This window comes from Enterobacter sp. 61D5, from assembly GCF_034107965.1.
Taxonomy (GTDB): domain Bacteria; phylum Pseudomonadota; class Gammaproteobacteria; order Enterobacterales; family Enterobacteriaceae; genus Enterobacter; species Enterobacter cloacae_M.
The window spans coordinates 105,137-121,482 of sequence record NZ_JAWNFK010000006.1; the positions used below are offsets into that span (position 1 = coordinate 105,137).

Consider the following 16,346-nt stretch of genomic DNA (forward strand, 5'->3'; position numbering starts at 1 on the left):
ATAGACGAATCGAATACTTAATTCTGTTCTCCGTGAAAGCTGGTCGCGCAGGCGTTACGTAATCACGCAGGTGATAGTCACTTCCTGTTATATCGCTAACATTAATTTTACGACTTTGATGCATCTTAAACAGGTAAAAACTCTTAAAGAAGTACCAGGAATCATCTCAGAGAAAGAAGGGGCGTATGCGCCCGAAATTCGGGCGCGGAGGGAACTCAGGCGGTCGTTTTAATAATATTGACGATCAGCCCGTCATCTTCCAGTTTATTACGGTGCGCGTCGCTCAACCGTTCATCGGTAATCACGCGGCTAAAGCGTGAAACCGGGCCCATCGTGTATGGGTGAACGGCGCCAAACTTAGAGCTGTCGGTCAGCACAATGGCTTCACACTCTTTTTCCAGCACGGCATTCACCACGTCAGAGCGCATCATATCCCGGCCGGTAAAACCAGTCTCCGGCTGCCAGCCGTCAATCCCGATAAAGGCCTTGCTGAAATGAACCTGCTGAACATACTGACGGGTCAGCGGGCCAACCATGCTTTCACTTTTTTTCTGGTAAATACCGCCCAGCAGAATCACCTCGCAGCGCGTCTCTTTGAGCAAATGCGCGATATAGCTGCTGACGGTGATGATGGTGACGTCTTTTTGATCGGCAAGCGTGCGCGCGAGCAGGGCATTACTGCTGCCGTTTTCAATAAAGACGGTCTCGCCGTTGTTCACCAGTGACGCGGCAAATTCCGCCAGTTCACGTTTGAGCGCGTAGTTATTCATCATGCGCGTCTCAACGTCATCACTGTCCAGCGGGACAGCATATCCGTGCGCGCGACGCAGGTAGCTCTGTTTTTCCAGCAGATTAAGATCCTGACGGATGGTGACTTCAGAAACGCCAGTGGTTTTAGCGAGATCGACTACGCTTACGCGTCCCTGATCGATGACCATCTGCAAAATGAGTTGTTGTCGGGAATTCATAGCATCCATTTAATAAAGCGAAACGAGGTCGGAGACGGTGGGATTAAACTTCCCACGGCGCTTTTGGCTGTCTGTTTTCAGGCGCATTGTCAGCACCATTCTGAGCAAGAAGTTCAGACTTCAGGATCTCGAGATTACGGATAGCAGAGTGATAATCGCCCGCCACCAGGATATCCAGCACGGTATCAATTCGTTGTGCTACAGCTTGTGCGTCAATAGTCGACATAATCTCACCCCAGGTGCGAAAAGTTAATATTTTCAATGATGCAGAAAATAGAATCAAAAGAGAAGGGAAAAAATGCAATAACTAAATTACATAAACGTAAGTGATAAATTTATTCCCCCTCATGCAGCAGGCTTAATGAGTGGATTAGTCTAAAACTGCGCGCAAGGCGCTTTTTTATAAGAGGAATTAGACTATGACAGTTATCAATCAGCCTGGCTGCACACTGTTTACCGATACTGAACGGTTTACGCAGCTGTCAGGGTATTACGAGGCGGAGCGTCACACGGTCTGGATGATGCTGCGGGCTCAGCCACGTCCTTGCTTTAACCATGCGTTAATAGAGGAGATCATGAACTTTTCATGGCTGGTTCGCCAGTCTGGGTTTACGGTTGATTTTTGGGTAACCGGATCGCTGGTTCCCGAGATGTACAATGCCGGTGGGGATTTACAGTTCTTCGTCGAGTGCATTCAGAACGGACGTCGGGAAGCGTTACGGGCGTACGCTCGCGCCTGCGTTGATTGCGTCCATGCGGCCTCGCGGGGGTTTGATACGGGAGCCATCACTCTGGCAATGGTAGAAGGCAGTGCGTTAGGGGGCGGGTTTGAGGCCGCTCTGGCGCACCATTTCGTCCTGGCTCAGCGCGATGCCCGTTTAGGTTTCCCGGAGATTGCCTTCAACCTGTTTCCAGGTATGGGAGGATATTCCCTGGTTGCACGCCGTTCAGGCATGAAGCTGGCGGAAGAGCTTATCTACAAAGGGGAATCCCATACGGCTGAATGGTACGAACAGCACGGGCTGGTGGATGTCCTGTTTGAACCCGGACAAAGCTATGTCTCCACCCGAACCTTCATCGATACGCTGCGGCCAAAACTGAATGGCGTCAGGGCGATGCTGCGCGCCCGTACGCGCGTTCTGCAATTGCCTCGCAGTGAACTGATGGACATCACGGAAGACTGGGTTGATGCCGCTTTCTGCCTGGAGCCGAAAGATATCGCCTACATGGAGCGTCTGGTTACGCTGCAAAGCCGCCATCATGCGGCGGGCCTGCGTAAAGCCAGTTAACGTTGATTTCGCGCTTGATATCGTTTTAGCCATCGCTCGAAAGCGGCAGCGGGCATCGGCTTAGCAAACAGAAAACCCTGCCGTTCGTTGACGCCGTTCTTGGTCAGAAAGGCGTCTTCTTTCGCATTTTCGACCCCTTCGGCAATCACCTGCAGGTTTAACGCCTGCGCTACCGCGACGATAGCGCGCACCAGTGACTGTGAAATAGATTGCTTATGAATATCCCTGACAAACGATTGATCGAGCTTAATGGCGTCGATAGGGAAGCGGGCCAGCTGTGAGAGGGAAGAATAGCCGGTGCCGAAATCATCCAGATGAATTTGCGCCCCGAGCCGGCTGAACTGCTGGATCACGGACAGCGCCAACTCTTCATTCTCGATAAGACAGCTTTCGGTTAATTCAACGTCGACAGGGCAGTATTCAAAATTCAGATCCTTCAGCGCCTGCTTTAAGTCACTGAAAATAGTCTGGTCGGCCAGCTGGCGTGCTGAGACGTTCACCGCCACGCGCAGGTTTATTCCCTTATCGCGCCATTTTGCCACCTGGCGAACCACATCGAGCATCACCCAGCGGCCCAGCGGCACAATCAACCCCGACTCCTCGGCATAAGAGATAAACTCCAGCGGCGGGATCAATCCTCTTTCTGGAGATTGCCAGCGGACCAGTGCTTCAAGGCTTCTGACTTCCCCGCGCCAGGTTATTTTCGGCTGATAGTGGATCAGAAGCTGATCGTTATCCAGGGCCTTACGCAGGTTGGTATCCAGCCAGAGATACTCAAATACGCGCTGGTTCATCTCGGGTGAGAAGACGCAGAACTTGCCCCGTCCGTTCTCTTTGGCGGTGTACATGGCGGTATCGGCGTTACGAATCACGCTTTCCCGGTCGTTCCCATGCTGCGGGGCGAGGGCGATACCCAGTGAGCAACCGGTATAAATTTCAATCAGACCGATTCTGAACGGCTGGCGCAGACGGGTTAAAATGCGCGACGCCATCGCCTCCAGAGAGCCCTGAGAGGTATTGGTGGCCATGACGATAAACTCATCGCCGCCAAGACGCGCCAGCACCTGTTCTTCATCCAGGCAGCTCAAGATGGCGAGGGCGACAGCCTGCAATAGCTGATCGCCAAACATATGCCCGTAAGCGTCGTTGACCTTTTTAAAGTTATCCAGATCGAGATACACCACGCCCACCTGCGTGTCGCCGCGGTTGTCGATGGCGTCAGAAATCAGATCGTGGATCGCATTGCGGTTTGGCAGGCCGGTGATGGTATCGGTATTGGCCAGCACGCGCAGCCGCTCCTGAGCGCGGCGCTCCTCGGTAATATCGGTCCCGGAACAGATGAGGAAAATTTCATTTTTACCGCTGCCGCTGTGAACGAATTTGTTTCTGAACAGAAACAGCCGCTGCCCTTTACGCGTTTTGATCCAGCGTTCGACTTCGTAGGAGCTGCCGTTGCGAAAAAAACCGGTAATATTGCGCTTTGAGGCTGCCGCTTCGCTGCGGCTCATAAACAGCTTAAATACGTTCTGACCAATGACTTCTTGCTCTTTCAGGCCGGTGTACTCTTCGCTAAGCCGGTTAAAACGCTGAATATTGCCGTGCTGGTCGAGGATAACAATGACGGAGTTGGCCTCTGAGACAACCTGTTCCGCAAAAGAGAGCCCCTGAGCCAGATCGCGCGCCACGGAGGGCGTATCGTTCCAGGCGGAAGCGGTGCCTGCCCACTCGTTGCGGGTAATTTTACGGCCCACAAGATGAACCGGGACATCCTCCCCGTACAGGGAGAGCGACATGGAAATGCTGGAGGTAATAACGGTTAAATGACGGATGAGATCGGCCTGATCATCGTCCAGCGCCACGACCTGAGTGACATCGGCATTTTCGCTGGTGGAAAGGTGCAGAGCGTTGCTGTCAGCTGACAGGCGCCACCACGGGCTGTGAGTCCCCATGTAGCGAAACAGCAAATTCTGCTCCAGATCGTCCATCATGTTTTCTCCCGCAGCTGTTCATTAGCGCACAAATTATTCATTTGCTGTCGACTTTTCCGTTGAGAAACAGCGGCAAAACCGAAGTGAACCTGTTGTTTTTCCCTGCTTTCTTATAATAAAACGAGTCAGGTGAAAAAGGATACTGAGCGTATAGAAATTCACGTAACCGAATATAACAAAACTCTTTTACTGTAGATAATTATGGCGGTTTTGGGCGAAGAGATACTGAAAATAGTAAGGAAAAATAATGATTTTGTGGCGGGGATAAAAAGAAAAATTGTCGGCCCTTCCGGAAAGGAAATGGCCGACAATTGAACCGGTTATCAGGCGACAGGGCGCGCGATAATACTGCGGGTTTCCATGCGAACTTCGGCGATAGTGACGTCAATCACGTCGGTGACTTTGTAAACTGTTTCACCTTTAATTTGCACGGTACCGTTTTCCTGGCTACAGACCATTTCGTCACGAACCGCGTGCAGGAACGGCGCAGGAATAAACGCGACAGCACCGTTATCGACCAGGCGGACGCGCATACCTCCGCGGCTGATATCAATGATCTCTGCGGCGAAACGGGTATCCGTACCGGCTTTATCCTGCAGGAAGCGTGCGTACAGCCAGTCTCCAACGTCACGTTCCGCCATGCGGTTCAGGCGGCGACGATCGGCCATCTGCAGCGTGGTGTCCTCCTGAGGACGGGCAATGGTTTCACCTTTGATAATCGCTTTCAGCAGACGGTGGTTGACCATATCGCCATACTTACGGATCGGCGATGTCCAGGTGGCGTAAGCTTCGAGGCCAAGACCAAAGTGCGGGCCAGGTTCGGTGCTGATTTCAGCGAAGGACTGGAAGCGACGAATGCGGCTGTCCAGGAAACCCGACGGCTGCGCGTCCAGTTCGCGGCGAAGCTTGCAGAAGCCCGGAAGCGTCAGCACTTCTTCCGGATCAACGTGCACATCGTGAGTCTTCAGCAGGGCCGCCAGCGCTTCGGTATTCGCCGGATCAAAACCGGTGTGGACGTTGTAAATGCCAAAGCCCAGCTTGTCGCGCAGCACGCGTGCGGCACAGATGTTGGCAGAAATCATCGCCTCTTCAACGATGCGGTTCGCAATGCGTCGCGGTTCGGCCACAATGTCCAGCACTTCGCCTTTCTCGCCCAGAACAAAGCGATAATCCGGGCGGTCTTTGAACACCAGCGCATGGGTTTTACGCCACTCGCCGCGGTTGAGGCAGATGCGATGCAGCAGACGGATTTGCGCGGCAATGGCGTCTGATTCAGGTTTCCAGCTACCGGTATTTTCAAGCCAGTCGGAGACGTTATCGTAGGCCAGCTTGGCTTTCGATTCGATGGTGGCGGCAAAGAACTCGATATCGTCTTCAATCGCGCCATCTGCGGCGATAGTCATGCGGCAGGCAAGGACCGGGCGCACTTCATTTGGACGCAGCGAGCAGAGATCGTCTGACAATTCGCGCGGCAGCATCGGAATGTTGAAGCCCGGCAGATAGTTGGTGAACGCACGGATTTTCGCGGCGTCATCCAGCTTGCTGCCTTCGGCAATCCAGGCGGTTGGATCGGCAATGGCGACGGTCAGATGGAGTTTGCCATCGGTGCCTTCTTCAGCGTACAGCGCGTCATCCATATCTTCCGTGCTGGCGCTGTCGATGGTGACAAACTCCAATGCGGTGAGATCGCGGCGCGTCATACCTTCGTCCTGCATTTCGGTCGCTACGCCGTTCGGCGCTTCTTTTTCAAGATTATGGCGTGCCAGCGTGACCCACCATGGTACGAAATGGTCGGCGCCAAAGGTGATGAACTGGGTCAGCTCAGCATAAAAACCGCGATCGCCTTTCAGAGGATGACGGCGCATTTCTGCTACGGCCCAGTCACCTTCTTTAAAATCATGCTCAACGCCACGGGCGGCGCGGCAGGGAATGGCATCTTTCAGCAGGGGATGATCCGGCACGATAGCAAGACGATCGTCTTTTCTCTGCACCTTACCCACAAAACGGGTCAGGAACGGTTCGATCAGTTCTTCCGGCTCGGCAGACTCGCGGTCCTTCTCGGTATGAATGACGGCCATGACGCGATCGCCATGCATCACTTTCTTCATCTGCGGAGGCGGAATGAAGTAGCTTTTCTGCGCGTCAACCTCAAGGAAGCCAAAGCCCTTTTCCGTGGCTTTTACGACCCCTTCTGCACGCGGCGTCTGGGAATGCAGTTGCTGTTTAAGCTGCGCTAGCAGCGGGTTGTCCTGAAACATAATGTTCTATTTTCGTAGCCATTGAGCGGCTGACAGTTTTACGCGATTCTCACTGTCTCAGCAAGCGCTCTTTGGGTAATTAGTATGGTTATTCCTCTTTACCAAACGCGACTTTCAAACGATTGAGCCAGCCATCAAACGCGCTTCGGGTAAGCAGCATGATGGCATGTTCGCCGGGGAGTCCTTGATCCGTGAGAGGGGTAAACTGCGCGGCGCTGAAGCGGTCCGGAGAGCGCGTCAGCAGTTCGACCGCCGCCGAAAGTGCGGGGGACGTAAGCGGGATCGCTTCGCGGGTGTTTAACAGGATTTCTCCGGTCAGGTCGAGCAGCGACGGCTCGTGGCAAAGGACCGGCGTCAGCGCTTCCAGCGCGGGTTCTGCCTGCCAGCGAGACAGCGACTCAAGCTGATGCGTACTCGCATAGCGCAGCTCAACGACGGGCAAAAGCGGCACCCAGGCGGCATGGCTCGCGGGCAGCGTGTGCGGCTGAATATGATGGCCTGGCAACCAGCGAACGGGGTGTCCTAACAGCGCCTGAAAAACCGCGACCACGCGCGCCTGAAAACCAATAAACCCGATAATCTGGTTAATCACCACAATGTCATATATTGACAGGCCAACCTCATCAAGCTGGTTCTGCGCTTTATCATCAATGACATCAGGGGAGCTGGCGAGCTGGCGGGCATACTGCGTAATTTGCGCCAGACGTCGGTTGCTTTCACGCGAGGAGTCCGGGCCGGGAAGCGGGGCGAGGAGGGCGGCGTAATGATTACAGAGCCGCTGAACGCCACAGGACTGTGCGACCGTTAGCGCGGTGCTGAGCCGATCGTAGGCGCTGAGAGTATGCAGGCGGTTCACGGGAATTGAGAGCGGAAACAGCTGGTGGCATAAGGCTCTGGCAGGGGTAAGCCAGCCAGAACAGGCGGCGACAATCTCATCAGGCAGGGCTAAATCGAGCAAAAAACGATCGTCGACGTTAGCGGCTTCGGGCACCAGAGGCAGAACATCTGTCTGCGCGTGGTTCGACTGGGTCTCGTGATACCAGTGGCCTTTGCCGGAAAAACGGCGTTGTTCCATGTGCGTTCCTTGATCTCAAAATGGCGATCAATATCCTGGCGTAAGGCAGATAAAGGGAAAAATATTGTTAGGTGATAACAAATAGCAGAACGGAATAACGAAGGGGTGGTGCGGGGGTAAAACTCTCTTCCCGTGCGGGAAGAGAGTCACAGCTTATTTAATTTCCAGCTCGTTCATTGCAGCGATGTTGAAGCCGCCGTCAACGTGAACCACTTCGCCGGAGATACCAGCGGAAAGGTCAGAGCACAGGAATGCTGCAGAGTTACCCACATCTTCAATGGTAACGGTACGACGAATCGGGGTAACCGCTTCGCAGTGTGCCAGCATTTTACGGAAATCTTTAATACCGGAAGCTGCCAGGGTGCGGATAGGACCTGCAGAGATGGCGTTAACGCGCACGCCTTCAGGACCCATTGCGTTCGCCATGTAGCGTACGTTGGCTTCCAGAGATGCTTTCGCCAGGCCCATAACGTTGTAGTTAGGGATAGCACGCTCAGCGCCCAGGTAGGACAGAGTCAGCAGGGCTGCGCCCGGGTTCAGCATCGCGCGGCAGGATTTCGCCATCGCAACGAAGCTGTAGGAGCTGATGTCGTGAGCGATTTTGAAGCCATCACGGGTAACCGCGTTCACGTAGTCGCCGTCCAGCTGGTCGCCAGGAGCGAAGCCAATGGAGTGAACGAAACCGTCGAATTTCGGCCATGCTTTTGCCAGTTCAGCAAACATGCCGTCGATGCTTTCGTCTTGTGCAACGTCACATTCCAGAACAATGCTGGAACCCAGCTGCGCGGCAAACTCTTCAACACGGCCTTTCAGCTTGTCGTTCTGGTAGGTGAACGCCAGCTCAGCGCCTTCGCGATGCATTGCCTGTGCGATGCCGTATGCGATGGACAGTTTGCTGGCAACGCCAGTCACCAGAATGCGCTTACCGGAAAGAAAACCCATAGCTTTAATCCTTATATTCATTGCTAATTTTGCCTTGTAATTCATGGCGTTACAGGCAGTATTTCAAAATCATTCGAAATTAGCTCGAAATTATAGCCCACTCACAGCCCCTTGTGTCACGATATTTCTCGCTGTTCTCCGAAGACACCTGCCCCGAAGAATGCACCGCGGACTCGCGGGGGCTCAAAATTTCAGCATTCGTCCAGTATATCACCCGGCAACAGCTTCACCTCATCCAACCAGCGAGGAAGCGCGATCCCGCGAGGGTATTCACGCTTTCCTGAGGTTGTCGATGAAGCGCGCGATGACGATAAAGAAAACCGGTACGAAGAAAATGGCGAGAAGCGTACCGCTAATCATGCCGCCAAATACGCCGGTACCGATGGCATGCTGCGTACTGTCGCTCGCCCCACGGGCCAGCATCAAGGGAACAACCCCTAAGGTGAAGGCTAACGACGTCATCAGAATGGGACGCAGGCGCTGGCTGGCGGCATGAACGGTTGCCGCCAGCAGGGGCTGCCCTTCGCGATGGAGCTGCCTGGCAAATTCAACAATCAGAATGGCGTTCTTGGCCGAAAGGCCGATAAGCGTAATCAGGCCGACCTTGAAGAAAACGTCATTCGTCATGCCGGCAACGGACACCGCGATCACCGCGCCGAGAAGACCCAGCGGAACGACCAGCATGACCGCAAAAGGAATAGACCAGCTCTCATACAGCGCGGCGAGTACCATAAATACGACCAGTATCGACAGGACGATAAGGCCCGGAAGCTGAGATTCCGATTTTCTCTCCTGCAATGAACTCCCGGCCCATTCGCCCGCGATGCCCTGAGGTAAATTTCTGGACAAACTCTCCATAACCTTCATTGCGGTACCGCTGGATTCTCCCGACGCCGCATTTCCGGTAATGCGAATAGCCGAATATCCCTGATAACGCGTCAACTGCTGCGGCGCAACGTTCCAGGAAAGCGTGGCAAACGTCGATACCGGCACCATCTGTCCCATCCGGTTTTTCACCGATAATTTCAGTATCTGCTCAGGCTGCATTCGGTAGGGCGCATCGGCCTGCACTATCACCTGCTGAACGCGGCCGTTGTTCGTATAGTCATTGACGTAATTTGAGCCCAGGGTGACGGAGAGCGTTTGGTTGATTTCATCAAATGAGACGCCCATCGCTTCCGCTTTTTCTCTGTCAACCTGGAGCGCAAGGCTTGTCCCTTCCGGAAGCCCGTCTATATATACGTCACTCAGTTCAGGGCGCTGGTTGGCCTGCAGGACCAGCGCGTCGGCAGCGCGTTTTAACGCCTCGTAGCCCAGTCCCGCTCTGTCCTGAACGTACCAGGTGAAGCCTGAGGAGGTGCCCATATCCGAAATGGCTGGCGGGAGCAGGCTCATCGTGACGGCATCAGAGACGTTCGCCATGCTGGCCTGTATCTGGTCGGCTTCATTCTGGGCCGTCGAGCCCTGCCGATTTTTCCAGTCCTTCAGCGTGGTGAAGGCCATAGCCGAATTTGGTCCTGAACCTGAAAATCCAAACCCCAGGATCATAAGGTTGCTTTCAATATCCGGTCGGGTCGCAATTTCCTCTTCAAATTTTTTAACCACGTTGAGGGTACGCTGCATCGTGGCATCAGCAGGGAGCTGGATTGAGGACATAAAATAGCCCTGATCTTCGTCCGGCAGAAAGGACGACGGTAACGAAGACAATCCCAGAAACATCGCAGCACAAAGCGCAGCGTACAGGAGCAGCATACGCCCGGTTCGCTTCAGAACGGCACCCAGCCCGGCTTCGTAACAGGCGGTGAGCGAACGAAAGCGCGCGTTAAACCTGGCCGCGAACCTTCCGCCTCCGCTCTTTCCTGCCTTATGCGGCTTGAGTAGCGTTGCGCACAGGGCAGGCGTCAGCGTCAGGGCAAGAAACGCGGACAGCAGTATGGAGACCGCCATGGAAATACAAAATTGTCGGTAGATAATCCCGACGGAGCCTTCAGCAAACCCCATGGGGATAAAGACGGCGGTTAGCACCAGCGTGATGCCTATAATCGCCGGGGTGATTTCCTGCATGGCTTGCCGCGTGGCGTCACGCGGGGAGAGGCTTTTTCCCTCCATCAGTCGTTCAACGTTTTCTACGACCACGATGGCATCATCAACGATAATCCCTATCGCCAGCACCATGCCGAACATCGTCAGAATATTGATGGAGTAGCCGCTCAGTAACATCACCGTGAAGGTGCCAAGAAGCGCGACGGGAGCAACTATCGCCGGGATAAGCGTACAGCGTATCTTGTGCAGAAACAGCAGCATAACCAGGAAGACCAGGACCATCGCTTCCACAAATGTCTGAACAACCTTCACGATAGAAAGTTTCACAAACGGCGCGGTATCGAAGGGGATCGTAAATGCCATTCCTTCGGGTAACACCCGGGAAAGTTCGTCGATGCGCGCCCGTACGCCGGAAGCCGTACTCATTGCGTTGGCGCCTGGCGAGAGCTGAATTGCCGCCGCCGTCGCAGGAACCCCATTTTCACGGATACCAAAGGCGTAGCTTTGCAGGCCAGATTCAATCCGCGCAATGTCGGACAATTTCAGGCGGGCGCCGGATACGTCAGATTTCAGGGTGATATTCCTGAACGCCTCTACCGAGGAGAGCTGTCCCTTCACGGTGATGGGATACGTCACCCCTTGTCCTGCAGAGGCGGGCTCATCTCCCGTTTTGCCGGGCGACACAAGGGCATTTTGCTGGCCAACGGCGGTAAGAACATCACTCACCGAAAGCCCGTAGCCGTGGAGCTTCATGGGATCCAACCAGATGCGCAGTGCTTTTTCGCCGCCAAACAGCTGAACTTTCCCTACGCCGGGCACGCGACGAAGCTCGTCACTGACATTTCTGGCAAAATAGTCGCTTAAATCGGCTTCCTCAAATTGACCCGTAGCGGACTTCAGACCCACCATCATTAAAAAGCCAGAGTTAGCGGCCTCGACGTTGATGCCGTTTTGCCTTACCGCCTGAGGTAGACGAGGCTCGACGATCTTAATCTGATTTTGCAGATCCATCTGCGCCAGCTTGATGTCCGTGCCTGGTTTAAACGTGACGGTAATCGATGCCGAACCGGTTGTGTCACTGGATGATTCAAAGTAGAGCAAATTATCTACGCCAGAGATTTCGCGCTCAATTAACGATACCACCGACGTGTTCATGATATCGGGGCTGGCCCCCGGGTAACTGACGGAAATAATGATTCCAGGCGGCGCCACTGCCGGATACTGCGCAACCGGCAATCGGGGAATAGACAGGAGTCCTGCCAGAACGATAAAAAGCGCCACTACCCAGGCGAAAACGGGGCGTTCAATAAAAAAATGCGGCATTAAATTAACGTCCCGTTACGTGAATTTCATCATCAGTGGATACGCGCTTGCCGATATCCCTGAGCTGCGAAAATTTCTCAAGAAGCTGCGGCGCGTCATCGAGGCTCGTCGCGAACATCCACATGTAGGTCATCACGGAGTAAATATGTCCGGCGGTGATGCCGGTTGAGCGCGTCATCCAGACGATGGTCAGCGTAAAAAGCGCGGCAACGAGCACGCCAACCCATAAATAACCCCACGCTTCGCGGTCAGATAATGCGATACGTAAACGCGCCAGCGTGGAGTAATGTCGGTGAAGGGTGGCCGTGCCCGCCTTATGGACATAATCCACTTCTTTTTCCAGCCGATTATTCAGGCGCATGAACAGCCATTCATTTTTACGGGCATATCCTGAGACAAATCCGAGCAGGATAAATACAATCGCAAAGCACATGACGCCGGCCCAAAACTCAATAAACAGCAACATGATGGCGGCACCAAAAAGTGAGCTCAGCGACGTAATAAGCAGGGGAAGGTGCATTTCAAAGAAATCCACATATTCGCGCGAGAGCGTTACCCTGGCGGCGATCGCCGAATGGTTAAGCTGATATTTGCGCTGTGCCAGGACGACGGAAACCGCGAGTCCGGCATAAATGCGTGCAAACGTGCGCGTGTCTACGCTTCGTCTGGCCGCACCGATGAACCACATGCAAAGCACCATCAGGCCATACAGCGCGGCGTTAAGCGTTTCACCGGCGAGGATGGCATTTATCGCGATGCCAGCCAGAACGGGATAAAGTAAAAACGTCACGTTTTCGGCCACCACCAGGAAAAAAGTGACAACCAGTTTTTTCCGGTGCCTTATCGCGAGTTTTTTTAGCGAGTGCATCACTCCGGCAGGTTCAGAATAACGAAGATTATTACGGTTCATCATTATGGGTTATTTTTATCAAATTTTTTTCAGTGAGTTTTTTTGTGCAAAATAGCGTGAGGGAGAGTCTACCGCGCGCCTGTTTAGCGGACATGGGCGGTTTGTGGAGGCTGTGTGGAGCAACGGCTCAAATCATTCTCATAATAAGGTACAGCGGGGCTCCACCAAAGAAAATGATCAAATAACACTCGTAGTAAAAGATCAGATCCTCGATATCGGGCATTGCGTTTAACAGCACGGTGAACGTAATAAGGAGATAAACAAAAATCACCATCAGCCAGAAGGCGACGACGAGTAGCTCAGTCAACGCGCCTGCTTTATTCTGGATTATCAGAGAGACCACCGACAATGCGATGCAGCCATAGATAATGGGTGAAGAGAGCAGCGTCGAGGCGACTTTTTCATCCATTCTGTGTACCAGTACCAGCCAGGTATAAAGTAATCCCCACGACAGCAGCAGGAACAGGGAATATATACCCAGTTTTTTAGGAGTGAAATATTTAGAAATTTCCATGTTCATTATTTCAGCCAACTTCATAAAATCTTTAAGAAACAGTGGTAATTTGCAACGCGCAATGCACAAAGGGCTATGCCTCAATAGCGATTATGAGCGGACATTGTCGAGTCTTTATTGACTGAATGTGTAGGCTATGTGGAGAAATAACCGGGCATTTAAATCAACCGGGAAATTTTCGTGACCACGGCACTTTTTCGCGGAGGCTGTGTCTTATTGTGCTAAAGATATCTGATAGCGAGCTCAAAGGGATTTCACCCGCGGAGATAAAATGCACAAAAATACGCTGATCCTTGTTGTTGAAGATGAAGACGAAATCGCCGATATATTGATGAGCTACTTAGAGCGTTCGGGAATGAAAACGCTCCGAGCCAGGCAGGGCGAACAGGCCATAGCACTCAATCGCCTCCATAAACCGGATCTCATATTGCTGGACATTCACCTGCCCGTATGTGACGGCTGGAGCGTACTTACCACGCTTCGTCAGGAAAGCGCTGTCCCCGTCATTATGGTTTCCGCTCTCGATCAGGATGTCGATAAGCTCATGGGGTTGAGGCTGGGCGCGGATGATTACGTGATCAAACCCTTCAACCCTTCTGAAGTCGTCGCCCGGGTTGAGGCGGTGCTGCGCAGGACAAAACCCGCGCTTCAGCAGGCGGGTTCCCAGCCGCTCAGAACGCCATTTATTACGGTCTACCCGGATGACTTCTACGTGGAAGTCACCGTGGGGGCAGAGGTTGTCTCCCCGGTATTAACGACGACCGAATTTAAATTGCTCACATACCTGGTGAGATATCCGCGAAAGGTCTGCTCACGCGAAGAGCTACTCAACGCGTGTCTGCCGGAAGGGGATACGCTCGACAGAACGGTCGACAGCCACATGAGCAAGTTGCGTAAAAAACTGGAGATTGCCGGCCTTTACGGTGTTCCCGAGAGCATCAGAGGCATGGGTTACCGGCTTGGGGAAAAGAAATGAACAAAGAGTCTGTCCTGAGTCGTCAGATCTTAACGTATATGCTGTTGCTGACGTTTACGATCATTGCCATCGCCATACTCGGCTCCTGGTTTTTTTACTCCTTTATTCTGGATCACCTCCCGGGCGGCCCTGCTGCGGGCGATGACGAGCAGATGACGATGTGGGATTGGGCATGGATTGGGACCGCGACTACGATCAGTATGATTATTGCCCTCTTTTTCACGGTCAAGCTTTCATCACGGATACTCACCCCGCTAAACGCGGTAGCGTCCAGCCTGAAAAAGATATCTCAGGGTGATCTGGACGCCAGGGCATTTTGCGCCAGTTCCCGGCTGGGTGAGATCAATCACCTGGTGACGGATTTCAATGAAATGGCGGAAAAATTACAGACGCTGGATATTCAGAGGAAATCCTGGAATGCCGCTATCGCGCATGAGCTGAGAACCCCGGTCACGATCTTACGCGGACGGCTTCAGGGGTTGGTTGACGGCGTTTTTACCCCGGACCCGGTGCTGTTTAATAATCTTCTCAAACAGACGGAAGGGTTAACCCGCCTGATTGAAGATCTCCGGGTTGTCAGTTCGGATGGCGGGGCGGGATACACGTTATGCCAGTCCAGAACCGATCTAAAAGGGACAATACAGAACGCACTCGATACGTTCATGCCCGAGTTCAGCCGTAAGGCGTTTACCGTTAATACAGACCTGAGGGAGCAGCAGTGCGTATTCGATCCATTGCGCATCAATCAGTGTCTGACCGTTTTATTTGATAATGCCTTACACTATTCAACCTCGCGCACGCTCATCGTGAAAAATGGCGTTTCTGATAAAGGCAATTATATCCTTATTCAGGACGGGGGACCGGGTATCCCCAGAGAGTTTCATGATTTTCTGTTTCAGCCCTTTCAGCGCGATAATGGCGCCAGACATGTGAACCCGGAAGGCTGTGGCTTGGGCTTGTCGGTGGTAAAAGCCATCATGCTGGCTCATGGTGGCGATGTTACCTATACCTTATCGACGCAAAACCACTCGATATTTAAACTCACCTGGCCCGACTCGTGAGCTTCAGCGGCAGGTCAAATGTGCCTGCCGGCGATAAATGCCATATTTTTCCTAACTTAGCATCCCATTCCTGCGGTGTAATCGTCAGTTTACCGCGTCTCGGACTTAAGGTTATTTCGCTGAAATAGATTTCGTCTTGTTTTAGCATAAGGTCAACGCGGCAGTAGTCAATTCCATCCGCCAGTTCCTGGGAGGCCAACAGTGCCTGACGGAACAAGAGCGGTTCGACAGGAGTTGCTGAAGTATTCGGATATTCCATCCGGAAGGGTTGTAAGTTCCAGTGCCTGTCATAAACGTTGATAAACCCTTTGCCGTTATCATCCGTAAAATCCGCTTCTATATAGTGGGCAACGCCGTGAAAGCAATGGATCCTCAGCATTTCGGGCGTTGTGTTTCTGTCAGCATCGTCGAAGAGATCGACAAACGGCTCGCAAAGTATACTCGGCGTAATGTTTTTGTACTGCCATTCACGCGTGGTGTAGTAAAGATTTTTCTTTAACGCAAGGCTCAGCTTTTTACATGCTTCCCTGACATTAAATTGCGCTTTATTTGTACATATTATTGTGCTGCCGCTGTCATGATTGCACTTAAGGACGAATTTGTCAGGGAGTACAGAAAAATCAATCTGCGATGGTCTGGTATAAACACCAATTAATGGCACCGTTTTCACGCGCGTTGTTCTGGAATAAACGTATGCCCGAACGGCGAGTTTATCGGCAAGCATCGTGTAGAGGTTATTATGATCATAAACCAGACGATGGCATATTTTTTCACTCAACGTCGTGGGTGACTGAATGTCAGGGGTTTTCCCGGTTGTTTTCTTAAGCCTCACGGTATGAAAGTGCAGGTCCGTCATTAAAAATGAGCGGCATTTTCTGATGAGATACTCTGTGTATTTTAAAACGTAAGTGGCGGTGTTCATTTCTTCTCCTCCGTAATGTCCGGATATTCTGGAGAAGAACTGTTGATTGATATTGCTTAAAATATGGAGCAGGGATG

13 protein-coding genes are annotated in these 16,346 nt (G+C 52.7%); 3 read left to right on the forward strand and 10 right to left on the reverse strand.

Annotated features, from left to right (window positions below):
• Positions 1–215 precede the first annotated feature (215 nt).
• Together UTM25_RS05720 and UTM25_RS05725 are read right to left on the reverse strand one after the other, a co-directional pair.
• Positions 216–968, reverse strand: coding sequence for a DNA-binding transcriptional regulator YciT (locus UTM25_RS05720; protein WP_023312063.1), 753 nt, complete (start codon positions 966–968; stop codon positions 216–218).
• 43 nt (positions 969–1,011) lie between these two features.
• Positions 1,012–1,194 (reverse strand): hypothetical protein, encoded by a 183-nt coding sequence (locus tag UTM25_RS05725; protein ID WP_024907126.1) that lies wholly within the window; start codon positions 1,192–1,194, stop codon positions 1,012–1,014.
• A gap of 193 nt (positions 1,195–1,387) precedes the next feature.
• Between UTM25_RS05725 and UTM25_RS05730 the strand changes: the two genes are divergently transcribed.
• Positions 1,388–2,257 carry a crotonase/enoyl-CoA hydratase family protein gene (locus tag UTM25_RS05730; RefSeq protein ID WP_194399396.1) on the forward strand — a complete coding sequence of 290 codons (870 nt, stop codon included), beginning with the start codon at positions 1,388–1,390 and terminating at the stop codon, positions 2,255–2,257.
• Here UTM25_RS05730 and pdeR read toward each other — a convergent pair.
• The 7 genes from pdeR to UTM25_RS05765 all read right to left on the reverse strand — a co-directional run bounded on the left by pdeR (position 2,254) and on the right by UTM25_RS05765 (position 13,310).
• The gene (gene pdeR, locus UTM25_RS05735; protein WP_194399395.1) at positions 2,254–4,245 is read right to left on the reverse strand and encodes a cyclic di-GMP phosphodiesterase; all 1,992 of its coding nucleotides are present in this window, start codon (positions 4,243–4,245) and stop codon (positions 2,254–2,256) included. The two genes, UTM25_RS05730 and pdeR, sit on opposite strands and share 4 nt — an antisense overlap.
• Positions 4,246–4,568: 323 nt before the next feature.
• Positions 4,569–6,503 carry an exoribonuclease II gene (locus UTM25_RS05740; RefSeq protein WP_194399394.1) on the reverse strand — a complete coding sequence of 645 codons (1,935 nt, stop codon included), beginning with the start codon at positions 6,501–6,503 and terminating at the stop codon, positions 4,569–4,571.
• A gap of 88 nt (positions 6,504–6,591) precedes the next feature.
• Positions 6,592–7,578: a CMD domain-containing protein gene (locus tag UTM25_RS05745; protein WP_194399393.1), complete on the reverse strand. Its 987-nt coding sequence runs from the start codon at positions 7,576–7,578 to the stop codon at positions 6,592–6,594.
• Between the two features lie 153 nt (positions 7,579–7,731).
• Entirely contained in the window at positions 7,732–8,520 is a 789-nt protein-coding gene (gene fabI / locus UTM25_RS05750) for an enoyl-ACP reductase FabI (RefSeq protein ID WP_003856831.1), read from the reverse strand.
• A 270-nt stretch (positions 8,521–8,790) separates the two neighbouring features.
• Complete coding sequence (locus UTM25_RS05755) at positions 8,791–11,886, reverse strand: multidrug efflux RND transporter permease subunit (RefSeq protein WP_320714442.1); 3,096 nt, start codon at positions 11,884–11,886, stop codon at positions 8,791–8,793.
• 4 nt (positions 11,887–11,890) lie between these two features.
• Positions 11,891–12,799 (reverse strand): ABC transporter six-transmembrane domain-containing protein, encoded by a 909-nt coding sequence (locus UTM25_RS05760; RefSeq protein WP_194399391.1) that lies wholly within the window; start codon positions 12,797–12,799, stop codon positions 11,891–11,893.
• Between the two features lie 124 nt (positions 12,800–12,923).
• Positions 12,924–13,310 carry a transporter gene (locus UTM25_RS05765; protein WP_194399390.1) on the reverse strand — a complete coding sequence of 129 codons (387 nt, stop codon included), beginning with the start codon at positions 13,308–13,310 and terminating at the stop codon, positions 12,924–12,926.
• Between the two features lie 271 nt (positions 13,311–13,581).
• Between UTM25_RS05765 and UTM25_RS05770 the strand changes: the two genes are divergently transcribed.
• Positions 13,582–14,286 carry a response regulator gene (locus UTM25_RS05770; protein ID WP_194399389.1) on the forward strand — a complete coding sequence of 235 codons (705 nt, stop codon included), beginning with the start codon at positions 13,582–13,584 and terminating at the stop codon, positions 14,284–14,286.
• On the forward strand, positions 14,283–15,347 hold the full coding sequence (locus UTM25_RS05775) for an ATP-binding protein (protein ID WP_194399388.1): 1,065 nt from the start codon (positions 14,283–14,285) through the stop codon (positions 15,345–15,347). Before UTM25_RS05770 ends, UTM25_RS05775 begins: the two co-directional genes overlap by 4 nt.
• Here the strand turns inward: UTM25_RS05775 and UTM25_RS05780 are convergent.
• On the reverse strand, positions 15,328–16,269 hold the full coding sequence (locus tag UTM25_RS05780) for an ATP-grasp fold amidoligase family protein (RefSeq protein ID WP_320714446.1): 942 nt from the start codon (positions 16,267–16,269) through the stop codon (positions 15,328–15,330). The genes UTM25_RS05775 and UTM25_RS05780 overlap by 20 nt on opposite strands.
• Positions 16,270–16,346 lie beyond the last annotated feature (77 nt).